This window comes from Gracilibacillus boraciitolerans JCM 21714, assembly GCF_000521485.1.
GTDB lineage: Bacteria > Bacillota > Bacilli > Bacillales > Amphibacillaceae > Gracilibacillus > Gracilibacillus boraciitolerans.
In genome coordinates, this window is record NZ_BAVS01000023.1 from 1 (window position 1) to 19190 (window position 19190).

General features: G+C 36.4%; 15 protein-coding genes and 6 pseudogenes. 5 read left to right on the forward strand and 16 right to left on the reverse strand.

The window, feature by feature from the left end; translation table 11 throughout:
* From JCM21714_RS12870 to JCM21714_RS24310, 11 genes and pseudogenes are all read right to left on the reverse strand, one after another.
* Window positions 1-624 (reverse strand): annotated as a pseudogene (locus tag JCM21714_RS12870) (helix-turn-helix domain-containing protein); the annotation flags it as partial.
* Between the two features lie 290 nt (window positions 625-914).
* Entirely contained in the window at window positions 915-2900 is a 1986-nt protein-coding gene (locus JCM21714_RS12875; RefSeq protein ID WP_235182842.1) for a glycoside hydrolase family 31 protein, read from the reverse strand.
* Window positions 2901-2905: 5 nt separating this feature from the next.
* Window positions 2906-3340: a DUF4968 domain-containing protein gene (locus JCM21714_RS21755; RefSeq protein WP_235182843.1), complete on the reverse strand. Its 435-nt coding sequence runs from the start codon at window positions 3338-3340 to the stop codon at window positions 2906-2908.
* Between the two features lie 109 nt (window positions 3341-3449).
* A pseudogene (locus tag JCM21714_RS12880) lies at window positions 3450-4875 on the reverse strand (family 43 glycosylhydrolase).
* A 59-nt stretch (window positions 4876-4934) separates the two neighbouring features.
* Complete coding sequence (locus JCM21714_RS24810; protein ID WP_439644476.1) at window positions 4935-5192, reverse strand: glycoside hydrolase family 95-like protein; 258 nt, start codon at window positions 5190-5192, stop codon at window positions 4935-4937.
* 54 nt (window positions 5193-5246) lie between these two features.
* Window positions 5247-5902, reverse strand: a pseudogene (locus tag JCM21714_RS24995) (glycosyl hydrolase family 95 catalytic domain-containing protein); the annotation flags it as partial.
* The gene (locus JCM21714_RS21765) at window positions 5859-7190 is read right to left on the reverse strand and encodes a glycoside hydrolase family 95 protein (RefSeq protein WP_235182845.1); all 1332 of its coding nucleotides are present in this window, start codon (window positions 7188-7190) and stop codon (window positions 5859-5861) included. The gene JCM21714_RS21765 and the pseudogene JCM21714_RS24995, both read right to left, overlap by 44 nt.
* A 159-nt stretch (window positions 7191-7349) precedes the next feature.
* A complete protein-coding gene (locus JCM21714_RS12890) occupies window positions 7350-8279 on the reverse strand; it encodes an aldo/keto reductase (RefSeq protein ID WP_035724896.1) in 930 nt (309 codons plus the stop codon).
* Window positions 8276-9130 carry an amidohydrolase family protein gene (locus tag JCM21714_RS12895; RefSeq protein WP_035724899.1) on the reverse strand — a complete coding sequence of 285 codons (855 nt, stop codon included), beginning with the start codon at window positions 9128-9130 and terminating at the stop codon, window positions 8276-8278. Before JCM21714_RS12895 ends, JCM21714_RS12890 begins: the two co-directional genes overlap by 4 nt.
* 96 nt (window positions 9131-9226) lie before the next feature.
* Window positions 9227-9891 (reverse strand): annotated as a pseudogene (locus JCM21714_RS12900) (zinc-binding dehydrogenase).
* Window positions 9837-10244: an alcohol dehydrogenase catalytic domain-containing protein gene (locus tag JCM21714_RS24310; RefSeq protein ID WP_369403592.1), complete on the reverse strand. Its 408-nt coding sequence runs from the start codon at window positions 10242-10244 to the stop codon at window positions 9837-9839. The pseudogene JCM21714_RS12900 and the gene JCM21714_RS24310 overlap by 55 nt, the downstream one beginning before the upstream one ends.
* Window positions 10245-10433: 189 nt before the next feature.
* On the opposite strand from JCM21714_RS24310, the gene JCM21714_RS12905 reads away from it, so the two are divergent.
* Window positions 10434-11252 (forward strand): AraC family transcriptional regulator, encoded by an 819-nt coding sequence (locus JCM21714_RS12905; protein WP_052000626.1) that lies wholly within the window; start codon window positions 10434-10436, stop codon window positions 11250-11252.
* A 352-nt stretch (window positions 11253-11604) separates the two neighbouring features.
* Here the strand turns inward: JCM21714_RS12905 and JCM21714_RS12910 are convergent, their stop codons facing one another.
* Window positions 11605-12042, reverse strand: coding sequence for a redoxin domain-containing protein (locus tag JCM21714_RS12910; protein ID WP_369403593.1), 438 nt, complete (start codon window positions 12040-12042; stop codon window positions 11605-11607).
* A gap of 143 nt (window positions 12043-12185) precedes the next feature.
* On the opposite strand from JCM21714_RS12910, the gene JCM21714_RS21770 reads away from it, so the two are divergent.
* Both JCM21714_RS21770 and JCM21714_RS21775 read left to right on the forward strand, forming a co-directional pair.
* The gene (locus JCM21714_RS21770; protein ID WP_235182846.1) at window positions 12186-12581 is read left to right on the forward strand and encodes a DUF6198 family protein; all 396 of its coding nucleotides are present in this window, start codon (window positions 12186-12188) and stop codon (window positions 12579-12581) included.
* Between the two features lie 7 nt (window positions 12582-12588).
* On the forward strand, window positions 12589-12855 hold the full coding sequence (locus JCM21714_RS21775) for a DUF6198 family protein (protein ID WP_235182847.1): 267 nt from the start codon (window positions 12589-12591) through the stop codon (window positions 12853-12855).
* 94 nt (window positions 12856-12949) lie between these two features.
* On the opposite strand, the pseudogene corA reads toward JCM21714_RS21775, so the two are convergent.
* Window positions 12950-13905: pseudogene (corA, locus tag JCM21714_RS12920) on the reverse strand (magnesium/cobalt transporter CorA).
* A gap of 392 nt (window positions 13906-14297) precedes the next feature.
* Between corA and JCM21714_RS23140 the strand changes: the two are divergent.
* Together JCM21714_RS23140 and JCM21714_RS23145 are read left to right on the forward strand one after the other, a co-directional pair.
* A complete protein-coding gene (locus JCM21714_RS23140; protein ID WP_052000628.1) occupies window positions 14298-14882 on the forward strand; it encodes an RNA-guided endonuclease TnpB family protein in 585 nt (194 codons plus the stop codon).
* 16 nt (window positions 14883-14898) lie between these two features.
* Complete coding sequence (locus JCM21714_RS23145; protein WP_268748358.1) at window positions 14899-15429, forward strand: RNA-guided endonuclease TnpB family protein; 531 nt, start codon at window positions 14899-14901, stop codon at window positions 15427-15429.
* A 78-nt stretch (window positions 15430-15507) separates the two neighbouring features.
* Here the strand turns inward: JCM21714_RS23145 and JCM21714_RS12930 are convergent.
* The 3 genes and pseudogenes from JCM21714_RS12930 to JCM21714_RS19400 all read right to left on the reverse strand — a co-directional run bounded on the left by JCM21714_RS12930 (window position 15508) and on the right by JCM21714_RS19400 (window position 19135).
* Window positions 15508-17743, reverse strand: a pseudogene (locus JCM21714_RS12930) (alpha-galactosidase).
* Window positions 17744-17918: 175 nt separating this feature from the next.
* A complete protein-coding gene (locus JCM21714_RS12935; RefSeq protein ID WP_439644475.1) occupies window positions 17919-18806 on the reverse strand; it encodes an AraC family transcriptional regulator in 888 nt (295 codons plus the stop codon).
* A gap of 17 nt (window positions 18807-18823) precedes the next feature.
* Window positions 18824-19135 carry a sensor histidine kinase gene (locus tag JCM21714_RS19400; protein ID WP_158413519.1) on the reverse strand — a complete coding sequence of 104 codons (312 nt, stop codon included), beginning with the start codon at window positions 19133-19135 and terminating at the stop codon, window positions 18824-18826.
* Window positions 19136-19190: the final 55 nt, after the last annotated feature.

Sequence of the window (19190 nt, forward strand, 5' to 3'; positions counted from 1 at the left end):
ATTAAGCAATTGATTGTTTATTGGTATAATAACGGAACCTTTATGATCTAAAAAATTACTCATTGGTAATGGTTGAACATATGTGATAACATTTGTAGAAGACTCATCTTGCATATATTGTTTACTTGGAATAATTTGTCTCTCTTGATTCAGTATAGCCTTTTTCCATTCCGACATCGTCATATCCGTGTAGTTATCATTTTCATAGAAATGATAAGGACGATAATACACTGATCCTGGTGTTACGATTAAATCGGATTTTTTCAGATAAATATATAAATTTCCTAAGAATTCATTGGTTGTAGCATAAGAGGAAAGTTTATTAGTCAATTGCCTGAGAGTAGTTATAATCCGTTTTTTTTCAGAAGCACTTTTATTCAGCAAAATATTTAAATCCCTATCTAATGACAACTGTAGAACAAAACGATCAATTTCATCTAAACTTTGCTCTAGTATTTTTTTACTTTGATTTAGAACCTGACGACTATTAATAATCGAGTACTTTTCAGCCGTATTTATAGAAACCTGATAGGATATAAAACCGGCCACCATCGGAATTATTAAAATCACAAGATAAGATATTAAAAATCTCCTAAATATTTTGGAGGATTCGATGCGTTTCATAATGGTACCTCCTCAAAGAAATTCAAAGTAAGTCTTACCGGACTTCTAACATACCGATACTTCTGTGGTGTAACTTAATCTTAATTATTATAAACAACCAACTTTGATCAAACAATAGACACTTATTGATAAGATATTAAAAGTTTCTATAAAGACAATGGCTTTTTAAATTTATTCATGTATACATGAATGCAACTTTTCTTCAGCGGTTTATAGAAATGTTTTGTTATCTATGCAATTATTTGAAAACGTTTTTATTAAGGTAGTAAATTCCCTGTTTATCTGTCAGATTAAAAATCAATGATGGTCTGTTCGCCGTTGTACGTAATATTCTTCTGATCTACATTCTCTTTTCCACCATCAATAATAATTAAGAGTAGTTTCATCGACATTTTCATACCAGGATAAGTACCTTGGCGGTCTTCAATTACCAGACAATTATTTTGATCCTCCCAACGTAATGTAATGGTCGCATAGGCTCCCTTTTCATATTCATAGGTATCTCCTTCATCGTCATACAACAAAAAGCTTCCATCTTTCCCTTTAAATACGTGTATTTCTAAAGGATCATTTGATTCTTCAGCAGTATATTGAATCGTCGGACCAATTGGTACAATGGATCCAGCCCGAACATATAATGGCATGGTTTCAAGATCAGCATGAGCTTCAATAGTTTGGCCACCGCGGTGTCGTTGATTCGTCCAGAAATCATACCACTCGGTACCAGCAGGCAGATAGACCGATCTTTTTTTAGCTACCCCTTCTATTTCTACTGATCCACTTTCATAATACATCGGGTCTGTTACCGGATTAACAAGAAATGATGGACCGAACATATATTGATCGTTTACATTATAGGTATTTGGATCGTTTCTAAAATCAAAGGCTAAGGTACGCATCATCGTATAATCTTGGTGCGTAACCCAACCAGCAACCGAATAAATATAAGGCAACAGGCGATACCGAAGTTTAATATATTTTACTAGAGTATCATAGAAGGGAGTCCCTGGTTCACCAAATCGCCAGACCTCTCTTGGTGTGTCTGTCCCATGGGAGCGAAACATTGGTAAAAATGCCCCGTATTGTAACCATCGGACATATAATTCGCGATAACCTAAATCCTCACATCCCTCTTGGTAATCACCATCCCAGAACCATTGGTCCCGATTAGATACGAAAAAGGCACCTATATCTAAGGTCCAGTAAGGAATACCCGTCACACACATATTTAGGCCATCTGCAATTTGGTTACGCATCGTCTCCCAATTAGCAGCAATATCTCCAGACCAGGTAATAGTGCTGTATTTTTGTTGCCCGGCAAAGGAGGACCGCGTTAAATTTACCACACGTTTACGTTCAGTTGTCTGCCGTTGATTTTCATAGAGACCTTTAGAATGGAGAAGCGAGTAAGCATTAATATAACCTGGGTCCAAATATTTTTTTGCTTCTTGCGTATTGATGAAAAGACGTTCTTCCGGTTCCAGTTTGATTTCTCCAAACCAATCCGCTTCGAAGGGTTCCGTACAATCACACCACCACGCATCTGTACCATGGGAAAAAATCCCTTCATTTGCTTGTTTCCAATATATATTACGTGCTTCTTCATTGAACGCATCATAAGTGGCTTTATTTCCAAGTAAATACCCTTTTTGTTTCATCTCTAGATGATTGGGACCCTCATTATTCATAATCGGCCAAATCGATACCATCAATTTAGCATTGAGCTTGTGAATCTTCTCCATCATTTCAGTCGGATTTGGAAATCGTTCCGGATCGAATGATTTTTGACCCCCCCACAAATCCCCCCCTGTCCATGACCGCCAGTCCAGTACAATTAAATCGAGAGGAATTTGACGTTGTCGATACTCTTTGATGACTGAAATCAGTTCCTCTTGCGTTTTATACCTTTCTTTCGATTGTACATATCCAAAAGTCCATTTTGGTAAAAGCGGAGCTTTTCCTGTAAGATAACGATAATTTTTTACAATTTGATCAAAACCTGGACCATACACAAAATAATAGTCCATTTCACTATCCATGTCTGTCCAAATATAGGAGCCATGTATATCATCATGGAATTTCATCGTCGAATAACTATCGACGACGATACCATATCCATTTGTCGAAACCAATACAGGTACAACCGCTTTCATATTTTGTTGATACAAATATTGATGGGTTCCCCTTAAGTTGAGAACACCTTCTTCGTGTGAACCTAATCCGTAAAGAGCTTCCTCCTTGTCCCAAACGAATTCCAGTTTCGTATGATATGCCATGCGATCTACACATGTTCCGTAGTCACAGCTTTCGCACGAGCCCCCCCATCAACATTATAGGAATTTTCAATCTCTGTATTTTCATCATATACAGGTTTTAACACTTCAGTCGGAACCAGCGTTTTTCCACCTCGTTTTGGTTCTTTTGTTAATAATCCTCCTGAAGCATTCATATAAGTAAAAGCAGCTGTATTTTTATTGATCTGAATGTGTACCTTCCTTGTGGAAAATACAATAATATCTTTTTTTTCCTCTACAGAATAATGAATGTTTTGCTGGGTATTTTGTTCTACAAAAAGACTTTCCTTTTCACTAAATTGATTCTCTAATGTATACCGTATACGGATGATAGACTCCGTATAAGGAATGATTTTGATTAAGCCTTTTCTGCATTCTATAAGCAAATAATCTTTCTGATTTATACACTTTTCTATTTCCATCACATTTACCCACCTTCATGATTTAATATAATGATAGATCTTATTATGCTATATTTATCCTTTTAGATTATTATCATAAAATGTTGACTAAATCAGCCTTAATTTGCAGTTATTCTAAAGTGAAAGAAGCTAGATTAGCTCTCCCACTACCTGTGTACGATATATATAATGCTTGGATACCGTCTGGAACTTCGATGTCCGAAGAATATTCGGTCCAGACATTTGTAAACTTAACGGGCAATTTTGCTAGTACTGGCCCGTCCCAAGAGGTTTTCACTTCAAAAGCACCGTTACAATATCCTCTCACTGTAATTTTTATTTTTTTTATCCCTTGGCAGTCAAAATATTTAAACCCAGCTGTTGCAGATTCCGTCATATTGGCAATATATCCTGTTTCTTCATCTCCATCTTTACCATCCTGTGTAATTTTCGGAAATTGGGTATCCATCCAGAGATCACCTGTATACATTACTTCGTCATCGCAAAAAAGATTACATGCCAGATAGGCGGGATATTCTCCTCGTCCGATAAGCGGTTTGCCATTAGCGCCACAGGAAGTCATTTCTACCTGAGGAATCGTACCATCTCCTAGAATTTCGATTGGTTCAATACATCCTTGGCGACTGAAATTGGAACCATTGGTATGGCGATGGTAAAAAATATACCATTTATCACGGATTTCTACTATACTTCCATGATTATTCCCTCCATAGAACATAGGCTTGTTCGCAGGTTTATAAGAATCAATATGCATGTCGTTATTACTTACAATAACTCCACCATATTCAAATCCTTTTGTTGGGTGTTTGCTAGTAGCGTAACACAACTCATGCATAACAATAGAAGAATAGATGAGATAATAAGTGTCTCCTTTTTTCCGAATGGAAGGCGCCTCAAAAAACTCATGCCCCTCAAAACTACTACCTTTACTATATGGTTCACTCGGTGTAATCGTTACCGTCTCTTCTATGATCGTCAGCATATCTGATCCCAATATTGTTGCCATCGTACCGCTTCTCGATTTATCACCAATAGCACAAAAACCGGTGTAAAGATACGTTGTAGATCCTTCTGTCAAAACCCCCGGGATCAAATTGTGGTTCATCCCCATCTCTTTCCCCCCCTAAACGTCCGCCATTTTTATCTTTTACATACCCATAAAATTTGTACTTCCCAGCAGGTGTATCACAAACTGCCACGGACACTATCGAGACTTTATCCAATACATAGTACAAATAATACCGACCGTCGGAACCTACTGTAACATCTGGGGGGGCATAAAGACACATATTTGCTTCCTTATTCAACGGATCGTCGGTTTTTTTGTATATCACTCCTTCATAACGCCAGTCTGCTAGATTATTTACGGGCGCCGACCAGCATACATAATCATTTAAACAATATGCATGGCCGTTAAAACGATCATGGGAGCCATAAATATAGACTCTGTCATTGAAAACATACGGTTCTGCATCTGGTATATACTCCCACGATGGTAGATATGGATTTACTGCTTGTTTCTTCAATGTTTGCATCTTAATTCCCCATTTTCTATCATATTTTATTAATAACCTTTTAACTCATAAATGTTGTATTACTCCTTGTTAAATACCAACGGATAGGTATGGCCAGCTGTCGTCTCAAAATCAATTCTTTCATTATTATATAGGACTTCACAGTTTTCCCCCCCTTCGAGTGAATGAATAACAACTTCTTTTAATTCACCCATCTCCCAAGATAAGTCTACTTCGAATCCACCTCTTGCTTTTAGACCACTAACTTTCCCTGTTGTCCATTCATTAGGCAGTGCTGGCAGTAGGTGTAACTCTCCGGTATGGCTTTGAAGCAACAATTCAGCAATACCTGCTGTACCGCCAAAATTTCCGTCGATTTGAAACGGTGGATGGTTATCAAATAAGTTTGGCAGAGTAGAAGACTTAAGCAATTCAAGAATATGTTGATAAGCTAGTTCTCCTTCTTCTAAACGAGCCCACATATTGATAATCCAAGCTCGACTCCAGCCAGTATGACCTCCACCAGATTGTAGCCTTCTTTCTAAAGTTACTTTTGCTGCTTTCACCAGGTTCGGTGTAGCGCTTAGTGATAGTTGTTTTCCAGGATAAAGCGCAAACAAATGTGAAATATGACGATGACCTGGTTCTTCTTCCTCATAATCTTCTAACCATTCTTGAATTTGACCATACCTTCCAATTTTCAATTTTGGTAATTTTCCTCTTAATTTGAGCAATTGGTTTCGATACGCTTGATCCACATCTAATATTTCACTTGCACTTATACAACTTGAAAAGAGTTCAAATATAATTTGACTATCCATTGAAGGACCTTCACATAACGTTCCTTTTTCACCATTTGGTAAAATATAGGTGTTTTCAGGTGATACGGAAGGTGTTGTTATGAGTTGTCCATCTCCATTTTCGATTAGAAAATCAACAAAAATAAAGAAGCTTCTTTTAAAGTATCATATGAGCTCTCTAAAAATGCCAGATTACGCGTAAACTCAAAGTGCTCCCACAAGTGTAAAGATAACCATGCAGCACCCATTGGCCAATGGTGGCTGGCATATAAATATCTTGTGGTGCTGTGTCTCCCCCCATATATCCGTATTGTGATGGGCCGTAAATCCCCCCCGACAACCGTACATACTTTTAGCAGTTTTTTTGCCATTCTCTTTTATTTTCTCAATATGTTCAAATAACGGCTTATGACATTCGGATAGGTTACAGACCTCTGCTGGCCAATAATTCATCTGGGCATTGATATTAATCGTAAATTTACTGTCCCATGGAGGCAGCATCTTCTCATTCCATATTCCCTGTAAAGTCGCTGGTAAGGAATTAGGTCTACTGGAAGAAATTAATAAATAACGTCCAAACTGAAAGTACGTGCTAATTAATGACAGATCCTTTTTACCTTCTTTCACTAAATCTAAGCGTTGATCTGTCGCTATGTCTAAAATGTCTTCTTCGGAATTACCAATTTCTAAATTTACTCTATTAAATAATTCCTGATAATCTTTCACATGATTTTGACGTAACTCCTCGTATGCTTTTCCTGATACTCGCTCAATCGTCTGAAAACATTGCTGCTCAGGATTATTATAACGGTAGGAGGTAGCTGCTGCTAAAATCAATGTGACCCTATCTGCCTTTTCAACGATTAAATGATTCCCTAGAGTTTTCACAGAACCATTCTCAGGTATTGCCTTTATTGCACATCGAAAACCAATACCATCTTTTCCACCCGTTTCTCCTCGCATGACTACTGAATTGTTGGACATAGCCTCGAGCTCATCGTAGTTCCTTGCGTTTCCACGGTCTAGCAAGGTTCGAAACGAGATAGAGTTCGCTTCAGAGGCAGTTAGACGAATCACCATCACCTGATCTGGATAACTAGTAAATAGCTCTCGGTTATACGTGACCTCTCCTGTAGTATATTGCACTGTCGTAGTAGCACTATCTAAATCTAGCTGTCTAGAATAATTAGATGTCTCTGTATCTCGATGATCCATATTTATTAACAGGTCACCTAACGGCTCATAATGGCGCTGTGTTTCCGGTGTGCCTGTAAAGGTCAGCGCTGCCAATTCCTCCGCTTCTTTTAATCTGCCATCCGCTATTAACTTCCTAATCTGAGGTAAGTACTTTAATGCATCTGGATTATTTCGATCTCTTGGACCACCGTACCAGACAGAATCCTCATTAAGTTGTACTCGTTCGTTATGAACCTGACCAAAAACCATACCCCCTAATCTTCCATTGCCTATTGGTAAAGCTTCATTCCACTCTTTTGCCGGTTGTTTATACCAGAGTCGTTTGCTTATATTTTTCATGAGGCATCTCCTCTCTTTATTTAAAAGTGAAACTTTATAAATATGAGTTATTTTTGTGACATGAGATCTTTAGCTGATCATGATAATTACATTCAATTAATATGTAATCGCTTTCTTTAAGGAGTCCAAAAGGTGCCAAATTAATTTTTATAGTCAATCTTAATTCCACTCTGGATTCCCACTTTGCCAGGTCTTGTTATGAATAGGTTGAAGAATATCAAGAACGCCCTCTAAAATTTCTTCATCTATTGGTTCTTCCGTCCATTTTATATTTTTCGTTATATTTTTTATACTTGCGGTGCTGACTAAAGTAGTTGGAATCGATTCATTTCGTGTTGAAAACTGAATAGCTAATTTAGCAAGATCGTAACCATGTGATTTACAATACTCGGCTGCTTTCAAACACAATTGCTGCATTTCCTTATCAGCTGGGTGCCAGCTAGCAACCTCACGCGAATTTAATAATCCCATAGACAATGGAGAAGCATTTACTAACCCTACCTGTTTTTCTTCTAATAAGGGTAGTTGTGATAGTAAAGATGTATCATTCAAAGAATAATGACAATAGGAAAGGATAACGTCTAAATCTACTTTGTTAAGTACTTTATCAAAAATAGATAAAGGTAAACCAGTTACCCCGAGAAAGCGAATTTTCCCTTGTTCTTTTAATTCCTTTAGGGCAGGAATTCCTTCCTCTATTACTTGGTCATAGGAGCCGAACTCGATATCATGTAAATATAGGATATCTACATAATCCGTCCCTAACCTTTGCAAACTCTCATCTAAACTTTTAACGATTGTTTTCTTAGAGAAATCAAAATCATCCACACCAAATCTACCCGCCTTGGTAGAAAGGATATATTTGTCACGGGGCATATTAGCTAATGCCTTGCCTAAAACCGTTTCTGCCTTTGTCAACCCATAATATGGGGACACATCAATTAAATTTATCCCTTGATCAATAGCTTCATGTACCGTCTTAATTCCTTCCGTTTCATTGATTTCTCGAAAAACAGATCCTAATGATGATGCTCCATAACTAAGGATGGAAACATCCAACCCTGTTTGACCCAATTTTCTATATTTCAAAATGGTTCCTCCTCTTCTATATTATTTAACTTGTAAAAGTCGATGGCATTTTTCCCAAAAATAAATTCCTTATCTAATGTGGAAACATCACTAGGTAGTGCATCATTTAATAAATGGTAAACCTGATCATAGCTAGCAGCTAATAAACAAACAGGCCAATCACTACCATACATAATGCGATGCATTCCAAATACCTCTACAATATGATGGACATAAGGTATCATATCTTTAGTTTCCCAGTTATCATGATTTGCTTCGGTCACCATTCCAGATAGTTTACAATAGATATTTTGGTAACTTGCGATTTCAGCCATTTGTGTTTTCCAGGGTTCTAACTTCCCTTTTTCAATTTCCGGTTTGGCAATGTGATCGATGACTCCTCTTAGCTTTACACGTTTTAATAATTCAGATACAGCCCAAAGCTGACTAGAAGTAATTAATAAGTCTACCGGAAGATCGATCTTCCCAAAATAAGAGAAAGCTTCCAAGTATTTTTCACTTAAAATGATAGTCTCATTAGGCATATCTTGAATCATAATGCGAATCCCAACAAATTTCGGATGTTTCCGAAAAATGTCGAGTTGCTCTTTATAGGATGGGTGATCAATATCAATCCAACCTACTACACCAACGATCGATTCTGAATGGTCACTTAATGAAAGGATGAATTCGGTCTCCTCAATAGTCGGAGCGGCTTGAATTACAATCGTTTTTTCTATTCCAGCCTTTTTAAGGTGTTCGACTAAATCCCTTTCTAGAAAATCGCGGTATAATGTGCGGATATCTGGATTAATCCAGCCATAATCATCTCGACTTATCTTCCAGTAATGCTGATGTGCATCTATTCGCATTTTTTCACCACCCTAACACTTTTTTTAAAAATACCATAGATTTTAAAATTTGTTCCTTGGTTGTAAGAAATCTATCTTAAATGCTTATTTTTGTGATCATATTTCAATCATCGCTTTTATAACGCCAGTCTCTGGTTTTAACCAATTTTCGAATTCATTTGGCAAATCATCAAATTTGGATCGATGCGTAATAAAACTTTTTTCATCAATAAAACCATTTTCAAGAGAGTTTATCACAAAATCAAAATCTTCTTTAGTAGCATTTCTACTTGCCATTAAGGTTAGTTCTTTAGAATGGAACAACGGATCAGAAAAGGTGATATCCGATTTAACTAATCCCACAAACACTAACTTTCCTCCATTGGCTGGATATTGGAAAGCATCAACCATGGATTTACTGCTTCCAGTGGCATCAAAAACAATGCTTGCTTGTCGCCATTCGTAATATTCATCAGTTGCTCAACAGGTCCGTTCTCTACATTTATAGCATAGTCTACTTTTGCCCACACTTTTGAAAATGCTAATCGTTCTTCATTCATATCCATCGCAATTACTTTAGCACCTTTTTGCTTAGCAGCCTGCATCACTCCTAATCCAATCGGACCTGCACCAATCACAAGAGCAAAGTCACCTTTTTGCAAGTCAGATCGTCTTACCGCATGTGCACCAATACTTAATGGCTCTATTATAGCACTTTGATCTAAGCTTAATTCATTGGTTTTAATGAGATGATCACATGGCACAGAGATTTGTTCAGCCATCCCCCCCCATCAAAATGAACTCCCATCACTTTCATATTTGTACAGCAATTTGTTAATCCTCTTCTACAGGCAATACATTTTCCACATTCCATGTAAGGAATAACAGATACTTGATCACCGCGTTTTAAACCATATGAATTCTCTCCAACTGATTCAATAACTCCTGCAAGTTCATGTCCTAATGCTCGAGGATATTCAAAGAATGGTTGATTTCCTGTAAACGCATGCAAATCTGTTCCACATACTCCAATTCTTTTTACGTTAACAATTGCAGTACCCTTTTTAAGCTGGGGGGGATTATCCTTATTTATGCGCTTAAATACTCTAGGTTTTTCACAAACAATAGCTTTCAATTAAAAACGCCTCCTATAAATACTTTACATGAAATAAATATACGTTCTGAATATAGATTAACAAAAATAAAATGAAATAATAATTGCTTTTATTGCTTTATTTATACTGTTTTTTGATATAGAATATAAAAAGGTGATATTTATGAAAGCGATTAAAAAAAGGTTGATTCCTTATTTCCATTTTCCTTTGTGTATAAAGGCCGTAAGGAACCCCAAAACGAATTACCAACCCATATTCATGATTATCATGAGATTATTTATGTTCATAAAGGTACTGGTACATTTTTTATTAATAATACGCTTTATGATATGAATAAAGGGGGGGATGTCTTTTTGGTCCCTAATGACACCATTCATCACGCGGTACCTAATCAGGATGATTTAGTTACTTCATCTGTCATATTTTTTAGCCCTGCATTAATTCAAACCATACCGATTGATGAGAATTTTTCTTATTTATTTATTGTTGAAAAGATTAAAAAGCACAAATACTATAAAATATCACTCTCAGTATCCAAACAAGAGACTTTTGAACAATTTCTGAATAATATAGAAAAGGAACTATCTGGAAATGAGGTAGGCTCCATTCATGCTGCCATTTTAATTACTCATCAAATATTGCTTTTTTTATCTCGTTTAAGTATAGAGCAAATAGATAAAACATTTAGGGAGGAAAACCTTAACCACTTTTGGATGAATGAGATATTTGCATTTATTGAGCTTAACCTTCAGGGAAACATTTCTCTAAGCCTGTTAGCAGATAAAGCACACGTTAGTCCAGCTCATTTCAGCAGAGTCTTCAAAGAGGTAACCGGTATTGGTCTTACTGTGTATGTAAACAAAAAGAGAATATATAAGGCTAAAGAACTGTTGTGGACAACGGACTATCCTGTTGCTCATATCGCTGAACTAAGCGGCTTTGAAAGCACACCACATTTTTATCGAACGTTCAATAAATTTATAGGAACGACTCCTTCATGTTATCGAAAAAATGTAAGGATCAAATAGATTTTTTTCGCAACTGATAGAACTTAATCAATGTAAGTATTGAGTAGAGGATAACGATAACTCTGAATCTTATTTCCAAATCGGGAAGTTGTGCCATCCAACTGTTGTGGAAGAAGATTTACCCATTATCTTTAATATGTTTTGTACCACTTGGGGGGGATTACCTTCTAAAAACCATTCGTCAAAAAAAGGTTCCGATTATCAAGTGATGATAATCAGAACCTTTTTTATTATTTTTGGCTAGTTATGTCCCAACCTCTCGATTATTATTTAATTTTATTATATTCCATCATCATTTGCTCATAATTCAATGGTCCAAAAGCGTAAAATTGGATCACGCCATTCGCATCAATCATGTAGGACGTGGGAATGGGGGGCGAATTTGATAACGATCCGCTACCATATTCTCCTGGTCTAAAGGAATCGTAAACGTTAGTCCAAACTCTTCCATAAAGGCACTTACATCCTGTGAATTGGTTTCTGTCGCGGTTAAATTAACAGCCAAAATCTGCATACCTGTATCATGATGGAACTGTTGCATATCTGGCATCTCCGCTCGACATGGTGAACACCATGATGCCCAAAAGTTAAGCATAACTGGTTCGCCTCTATAATCTGACAACCTTATCGTTTCCCCTGCTAATGTTTGTAATTCAAAATCAGGGGCCATATTCCCAATATCCAGTCCTACACTCTCTGTTTCATTATCTTCATTATTATTTGTCAGAAAATCTATAATGGCCCATGCCATCATAGCGATCAGGACCAAACTGATTATCCATTTTTTCAACGCTGACACCTCCATTAAACGCTTTTATTCTTCATAAAGCTATCAATCCAACTAAAAATTCGATATAATTTAGATGATAAGCAGTCTTGTATTTAGCATGATGAAAGCTTGAAATATATATGTGTACAAAAGGAGACAACTTTATGAAACATCTAACAGCAAGAAAAGTCATCATGATGCTGATCGGGAATCTGTTGATAGGTTTGGCTGTTTCACTACTTCGTGTCAGTATGCTTGGAACAGATCCTTTTACAACAATCAACCTTGGATTAAGTGATTTTTTCAACTTATCATTTGGATTATATCAAGTGCTTTTTAATATAGTGTTGCTTGCGATCGTAGCTATTTTTTACAGAAGTTCCATTGGGATTGGCACCCTTGTTAACATGATTGGCATTGGTTTTATTTCAGACTTCCTTGTTTATGGTTATGGTTTATTTTTCGAAGATATGTCATCGATGTTAGCTGTCCGAATTTTAATGATGGCGATGGCCGTTTTATTTGCAAGTATGGGGGGTTGCACTCTATATCACACCTAAACTGGGAATGGCGCCATATGATTCGTTAGCATTTGTCATTGAGAGAGTTTCCAAACAAAAAATTCCTTTCCCGATTGCTCGGATAACGACAGATATATCATGTGTTGTGATTGGCTTTTCTTTTGGAGCGATTGTTGGGGTTGCCACCGTAATTTTCGCATTTTTCACAGGACCGTTAGTACAATTCTTTCGAACACGAGTGGCAGAGCCCTTGTTGAAAGAAAAAAATACACTACATGTTAAACCAGTACCAGCAAATAAAGTAAGACTATGATCAATGAGGGTATACAGACGTTTAACATCGTGATAAATGAGGAAAGTTTTCAATATTAAACATGCGAGAGCCCTTTTTGTATATAAAGGACTCCCTATTTAAACCAGCCTTTTACTTTAAACCAAAGAAACATGGTAACAGCAATTAATCCCATCACGCCAAGGGTGATAAAATAGCCATATTCCCAGGTTAATTCAGGAATGTTCTCAAAATTCATTCCGTATATTCCGGCTATAAAAGTTAGTGGTGCAAAAATGGACGTAATAATGGTTAAGACTTTCATAACGTTATTGGTTTGATGAGAATTAAGAGACAGATAACTATCCCTGATATCAGCGGTTACTTCACGGTTTGACATCACCATTTCTGATAGTTTTAAAAGATGGTCATATATATCGGAAAAGTATTCTCTTCTCTCCCTAATCTCCTTTAAATGATGAGAGTTTAGCATTTTGTATAAGAGATCGCGCATTGGATTAACGATATGTCTTAAATTTAGCAGCATATGACGTGCATCAAACAATTCAATCATTAAATTGTTCATTGACTTGTTCTGTGTATTGTCCTCGATTTTGTCTAATTCATCTTCTATTTTATAAATAAGCGGAAAATAATTGTCAACAATCTTATCTAAAATTTCATAAAAAACATGATAGGTATCCCATTTCTCGACATTATTATCCGATCTTAACCTATCCCAAACCTGTTTAACTTCCTTCGAAGAATCACGATGAAAACTAACAATGTAATTTTCACTCAAAAAGAAATTGATCTCATCTTTATAAATTTCTTTTTCTTCTTCCTAACGGAATGAGCGACATAAAAGGTATGATTTGCATAGTAATCCAATTTAGGTCTTTGCAGGCTTTGGATACAATCCTCAATTGCAAGTGGATGAAAATCAAAAGTAGTGGATAAGTGTTTTATTTCCTCGTCTGTAGGCTCAGCAAAATCAACCCAAAACCATTTATATTGAGAAAAATCAGTATCTTTTACAAAAATATTATTTTCTATTTTACATTCTTCCGTGACACCAATAATTTGAATCATATAGAATCTTCTCCCTTATTATCTTTGTTACATCTTATCGTACAGTTATTGAAGTATTCCCCCCTTTTTGATTAAAATTCACACCTGGTAAACTGATATTACAAGCTTATATACAAATTATCAAATGAAAAAAGAAGAAACTCAAGAAACGGCATCTCTGCTGTTAATTAAACAAGCGAAGATGCCGTTTTTTTATGCTAATTAATTTTGGATTATCTAGTTACTTACTTTTTTATCTAACTTAGGCGAGAAGACTCCTTCCTCAAAACGCGAAACGTTTAGGTGGGAGATGAATCGCCTTTTTTTTGAAAATTAGTCATATTATCTTTTGCACGAACTCTCGTTCGATAGTATAATAGAAGATAGATAAAAACGGAAGGAGTGAACAACCGATGGCTGTTCAACACAAAGCATATCAATATCGTATTTTTCCGAATAAACAACAACAAACCTTCATGGCGCAGTCTTTCGGTTGTTCACGTTTCGTGTTCAATCATTTTCTCGAAAAAATCAAAAATAGAGATGAAGAAAACCAAAAAACACTACAAGTGAATGCGTTTAAGAATGAACTAAAAAGCATGAAAACAGATTATGTTTGGTTGAAGTTAGTCGATAGCATCAGCTTGCAGGCAAGCATTGAGCATTTGAACGATGCAATGGTTCGTTTTTTCAAGAAGCAAAACAAATTCCCACAATTCAAAAGTCGCAAACATCCGGTAAAAAGCTACACCACCAAGTCAGTGAATGGCAATATCAAAGTGACAGAAACACATATTAAGTTACCAAAAGTAGGATGGATTCGATACGCTAACAGTCGCCCTATCCCGGATAGTGCGGTGATTAAACACGTAGTAGTACGTCAAAATGCAGCTGGTAAGTTTTTTGTATCTATTAATGTAAAAGAAGAGGTTAAAAAAAGAGATAAAACCAACCAAACCATCGGTTTGGATATGGGGGTTAACTCATTTCGTTATTGATTCAAATGGCAACAAAATCAACAACGAACGTTATTTTCAATCTTTAGAGAAAAAGTTGGCTAAAGCTCAACGTTCTCTTTCTCGAAAACAAAAGTTTTCGAATAATTGGCACAAACAAAAGAAAAAAATAGCTACTATTCATGAAAAAGTAGTGAATAAAAGAAAAGACTTTCAACATAAACTGTCTTCTGAACTAGTCCAACAGTATGATGTCATTGCCATCGAGGACTTATCTATTTCTGATATGTTGAAGGATAAATCATATAGCAAATCCATCCATGATGCTTCCTGGAGTGAATTCGCTACGATGTTAACTTATAAATGTGATTGGTATGGCAAAGAACTTGTAAAAGTAGGCAAGCATTTCCCTTCTACGCAAATATGTTCTTCTTGTAAACAGAAGCATCCGATAATCAAGGATACTTCTATTCGAGTATGGACATGTCCGACTTGTCAAACTAATCACGATAGAGACATCAACGCAGCTGTTAATATTCTCGAAGAAGGTATGCACCTTTCAACCGTCGGTGCGACGGGGATAGCCTGATAAACTTAGAACCGTTAGGTCTATGACCCAGGAATCCCCCCCTTCCTCAAAAAGCTTTAGCTTGTAGGTGGGGGTAGTTCAAATCTTCTGTAGCACAAATAGTCGTGAATAAAAGTCTCCTGGTAGTTTATGTTCTCCCAATTCGCGGAATTGCTGATGATCAAGTGAAATACCAATCTCCATTAATTCATCTCCATTATATATTCCTTCATATCCTTCGATTCGATAGCTTGCCTCTTCATCCAGTCCCTCTAATACTAATCGTTTCAAGGGAGCATTTGGCCTACTTAAAACCTGGTAATCTGCAGCAATTGCTTTTGTTTTATCATCAGATACCATCATCCATGAAGTTCTGTTCTCATCCTTTTCAAAAGGACTATTCAAACGATAAAAGCTACCAAATTGTAAAAGCTCACGATGTTCTTTAAAAAATGTAATCTGGTCTCTCATCAATGCTTTTTCTTCATTAGGTAAAGTAGTAACATCTAATTCATAACCAAACGCCCCCCCAAAATAGGCAACCTCCGCTCGCGTTCTCATGCTCGGCGAACGGCCTACCTGATGGTTTGGCACGGCAGAGACATGTGCTCCCATAGAACTAACCGGATAGACAAGAGAGGTGCCATATTGTATTTTTAATCGTTCGACTGCATCTGTATCATCACTGGTCCAGGTCTGTGGTGCATAATACAACATACCAGGGTCAAAACGCATACCGCCGCTTGCACAAGACTCAAATAATATATCAGGAAATTCGGTTGTCAATCGTTCATACAAATTATATACCCCCCCTAATATATATCGATGTGTCACTTCCTGTTGTCTTTCTGCCGGTAATGCAGCAGATCCGACCTCTGTCATAAAACGATTCATATCCCATTTCACATAAGAAATTGGGGGCATCATTTAGTATTTCTGACATCATCTCATATAAGGCATCCACCACTTCTTTTCTCGAAAAATCCAGTACATACTGATTACGGCCATGTGATAGATTGCGATTTGGTACATGGATAATCCAATCTGGGTGTTTTTCATAGAGTTCACTCACTTTTGAAACCATTTCTGGCTCAAACCATAAACCAAAATCCATATCAAGTGCAGTTATTTTTTCCGCTAAACCTTTAATACCATTTGGCAGTTTTGTCTTATTGACAAACCAATCACCTAGGGATGTTGTATCATCATTACGCTTACCAAACCAGCCATCATCTAATACAAACAATTCCACGCCAAGCTCTTTTGATTGCTTTGCCATTTCGACGATTTTGTCTTCCGTAAAATCAAAGTACGTCCCTTCCCAGTTATTCGTTAAAACTGGACGGACCTGGTCACGCCATTTACCGCGCACAAGTCGCTTTTGATAAAGCTGGTGGAAATTATGACTCATTCCATTTAATCCCTGATTCGAATACGTCATGACCGCTTCTGGTGTTTGAAAGCTTTCACCTGTTTCTAATAACCAATTAAAATCAAATGGATTGATTCCTAAACTTACACGTGAGACATCCAAATAATCAACTTCTACTTGTGCCAAAAAGTTTCCACTATAAACTAAGCTAAAACCAAATACCTCCCCCCCTTGAGATTCTGTTGTACTTGGCCGCTTTAAGGCAAGAAATGGACTCTGATGAGCTCCAGCTGTACCACGAGTCGAGGAAATACTCTGAATCCCTGTTTCAAGTTTGCGCGTCTTCAGATGCCTTTCGCGGGCCCATGCACCTGACAATTGAACCATTTGATAATCTGCATCAAATAAATCAACACTAGTACTCATGGATCGGGTTATATTTAATTTTTGGCTTCCTTTATTATCGAATCTTGCGCTTCTGGCAATTGCATCCATTTCTTCAAACACACTATATAAAAGTGTTAGTTCAACATTAATTACGGCGTCATATAATGTAATTTCAACTGTTTCTACCTGATCTCCAGCTTCAGCATATGTCGCAGGTAAACCAGCTAATTCAGGCTTTCCTTTATAGATTTTATGACTTTCATATTGAAAATCAGTAATTCTACTACCATTTTCTTGTAATAATTGAAAAGCTGGTTCACGAAAGTCAGTAGTCCCATAAGAAGGATACTCTTGTTTCGTTTGTTCTAAGGTAAAGCTCATATCTCCCTCTTTTATATATGGTGTATTAGGACGATTCCCTTTCACAAGCAAGTGCTGAAAGGAATCTTTATGTCTTACTTTTTTCCCATAATAGAGCTGTCCCAATTGTTCGTTTTCTAAAATTGTAAAAATATAGCTTGTTTGGTTTGTTTGCAGGTGAAATTCTCTTGTTTTTTCGTTAAATATAATTGCCATGAGTCATCCCTCTTTATTAAATGATTATGGAACGAGAATTTATTCAGAAAATGCACTAAGTAATAATATTATACATCCAAGAATTTAATTGCTCCCTTATATTACATCATAATTAAGTTAAATATCGATTGCAATCGTAAATAATAAGGAAATGAGTAATATATTGCCTCCTTCACTAATCAATAAAAAGACGATCCACCGGCATAATTGACTTACTATGACGATAATGACTTGGGGTTTGGTTTAGTAAGTTTTTGAATACCTTACTGAAATAATTACTAGAACTATAACCTACAGAACGAGCAATTTCTTCAATTGTATAATCACTACGTTGCAATAGGTCTAAAGCGTGTTGCATCCGTATTTTTGTTACATATTGAATGGGTGTTTCATTTAAGGTCTTAGCAAAAAGACGTGTAAAATGATATTTTGATAAACCCGCAACTTGGATAATATCATCTAACGTTAGATCTTTTGCATAATTTTTTTCTATATATGTCATTGCCTTCGCTATGGCTACTGGCAAATTTTCCTCTGTTTGATGTTCATATTCTAAGTACTGAATAATTTCCATTAAAAAGGTGTACGCATAGGCAGATGCTTCATATCCATGATTAATCCCTATCGTTTCTACTTTCTCAAGTATTCGAAAAATATGCTTAATAGGATTTGCATCATTCGTCAGGGAGAGAATTTGGCCAAATTTTTTAGTTAACTTATTAAAATGAGACAATGCTTCTTCTCCATATATCGTGATAAACACAAATTCCCACTGGTCTGATTGTTTCGGTAAATAATAACAATGGTCGCTCGGAATCTTTACCATAAAGGCTTTACCTCTAGCCAGCGTGTGATTCTCTTCGCCAATTCGAATCGCACCCTGACCATTTAACGTATATTGAAAAACAATACGTCCTTCTTCACGTCTCTCTAAACCATTCCATTGATAGCTATGTTCAGTCTGTGATTCCCTACCAATCGAATGAAGACCAGCGATACGTTCCTGATAATCACCTTTGAAGCGAAAACCGTATGTTTTATGTCTAGAATATGGATTCAACACAATTCTCCTCTACTATTCTAATCTAATATAATTGGGACTATTAGCGTTACAGTTGTACCTATATCCATTTCACTTTCCATCCTAAATTGCGCATCTCCTTCAAAATAAGAATTCAGCATGGTTTTAACATAATTAAGCCCAATTCCTATTTGATTAGCATGATGGGATTCCTGATTTAAAATTTGATTAATTTCTTGTTGTGTTAAGCCTTGGCCATTGTCTTTAATACTAATCATTAAATATTTATCTTCGATTCGATCGATAACGACATTAATACATCCACCATCTTCCAGACCATGATGAATTGAATTTTCAACAATAGGCTGCAATACAAACTTCGGAATTTTAGCTTCTAACCAAGATGATTCAATTCGAACATCTACA

Coding starts and splice junctions, on each gene's coding strand:
- JCM21714_RS12875 (WP_235182842.1), bottom strand. CDS start 2,900: ATGGCATATCATACGAAACTGGAATTCGTTTGGGACAAGGAGGAAGCT.
- JCM21714_RS21755 (WP_235182843.1), bottom strand. CDS start 3,340: ATGGAAATAGAAAAGTGTATAAATCAGAAAGATTATTTGCTTATAGAA.
- JCM21714_RS21765 (WP_235182845.1), bottom strand. CDS start 7,190: ATGAAAAATATAAGCAAACGACTCTGGTATAAACAACCGGCAAAAGAG.
- JCM21714_RS12895 (WP_035724899.1), bottom strand. CDS start 9,130: ATGCGAATAGATGCACATCAGCATTACTGGAAGATAAGTCGAGATGAT.
- JCM21714_RS21770 (WP_235182846.1), top strand. CDS start 12,186: ATGAAACATCTAACAGCAAGAAAAGTCATCATGATGCTGATCGGGAAT.
- JCM21714_RS21775 (WP_235182847.1), top strand. CDS start 12,589: ATGGCGCCATATGATTCGTTAGCATTTGTCATTGAGAGAGTTTCCAAA.
- JCM21714_RS23140 (WP_052000628.1), top strand. CDS start 14,298: ATGGCTGTTCAACACAAAGCATATCAATATCGTATTTTTCCGAATAAA.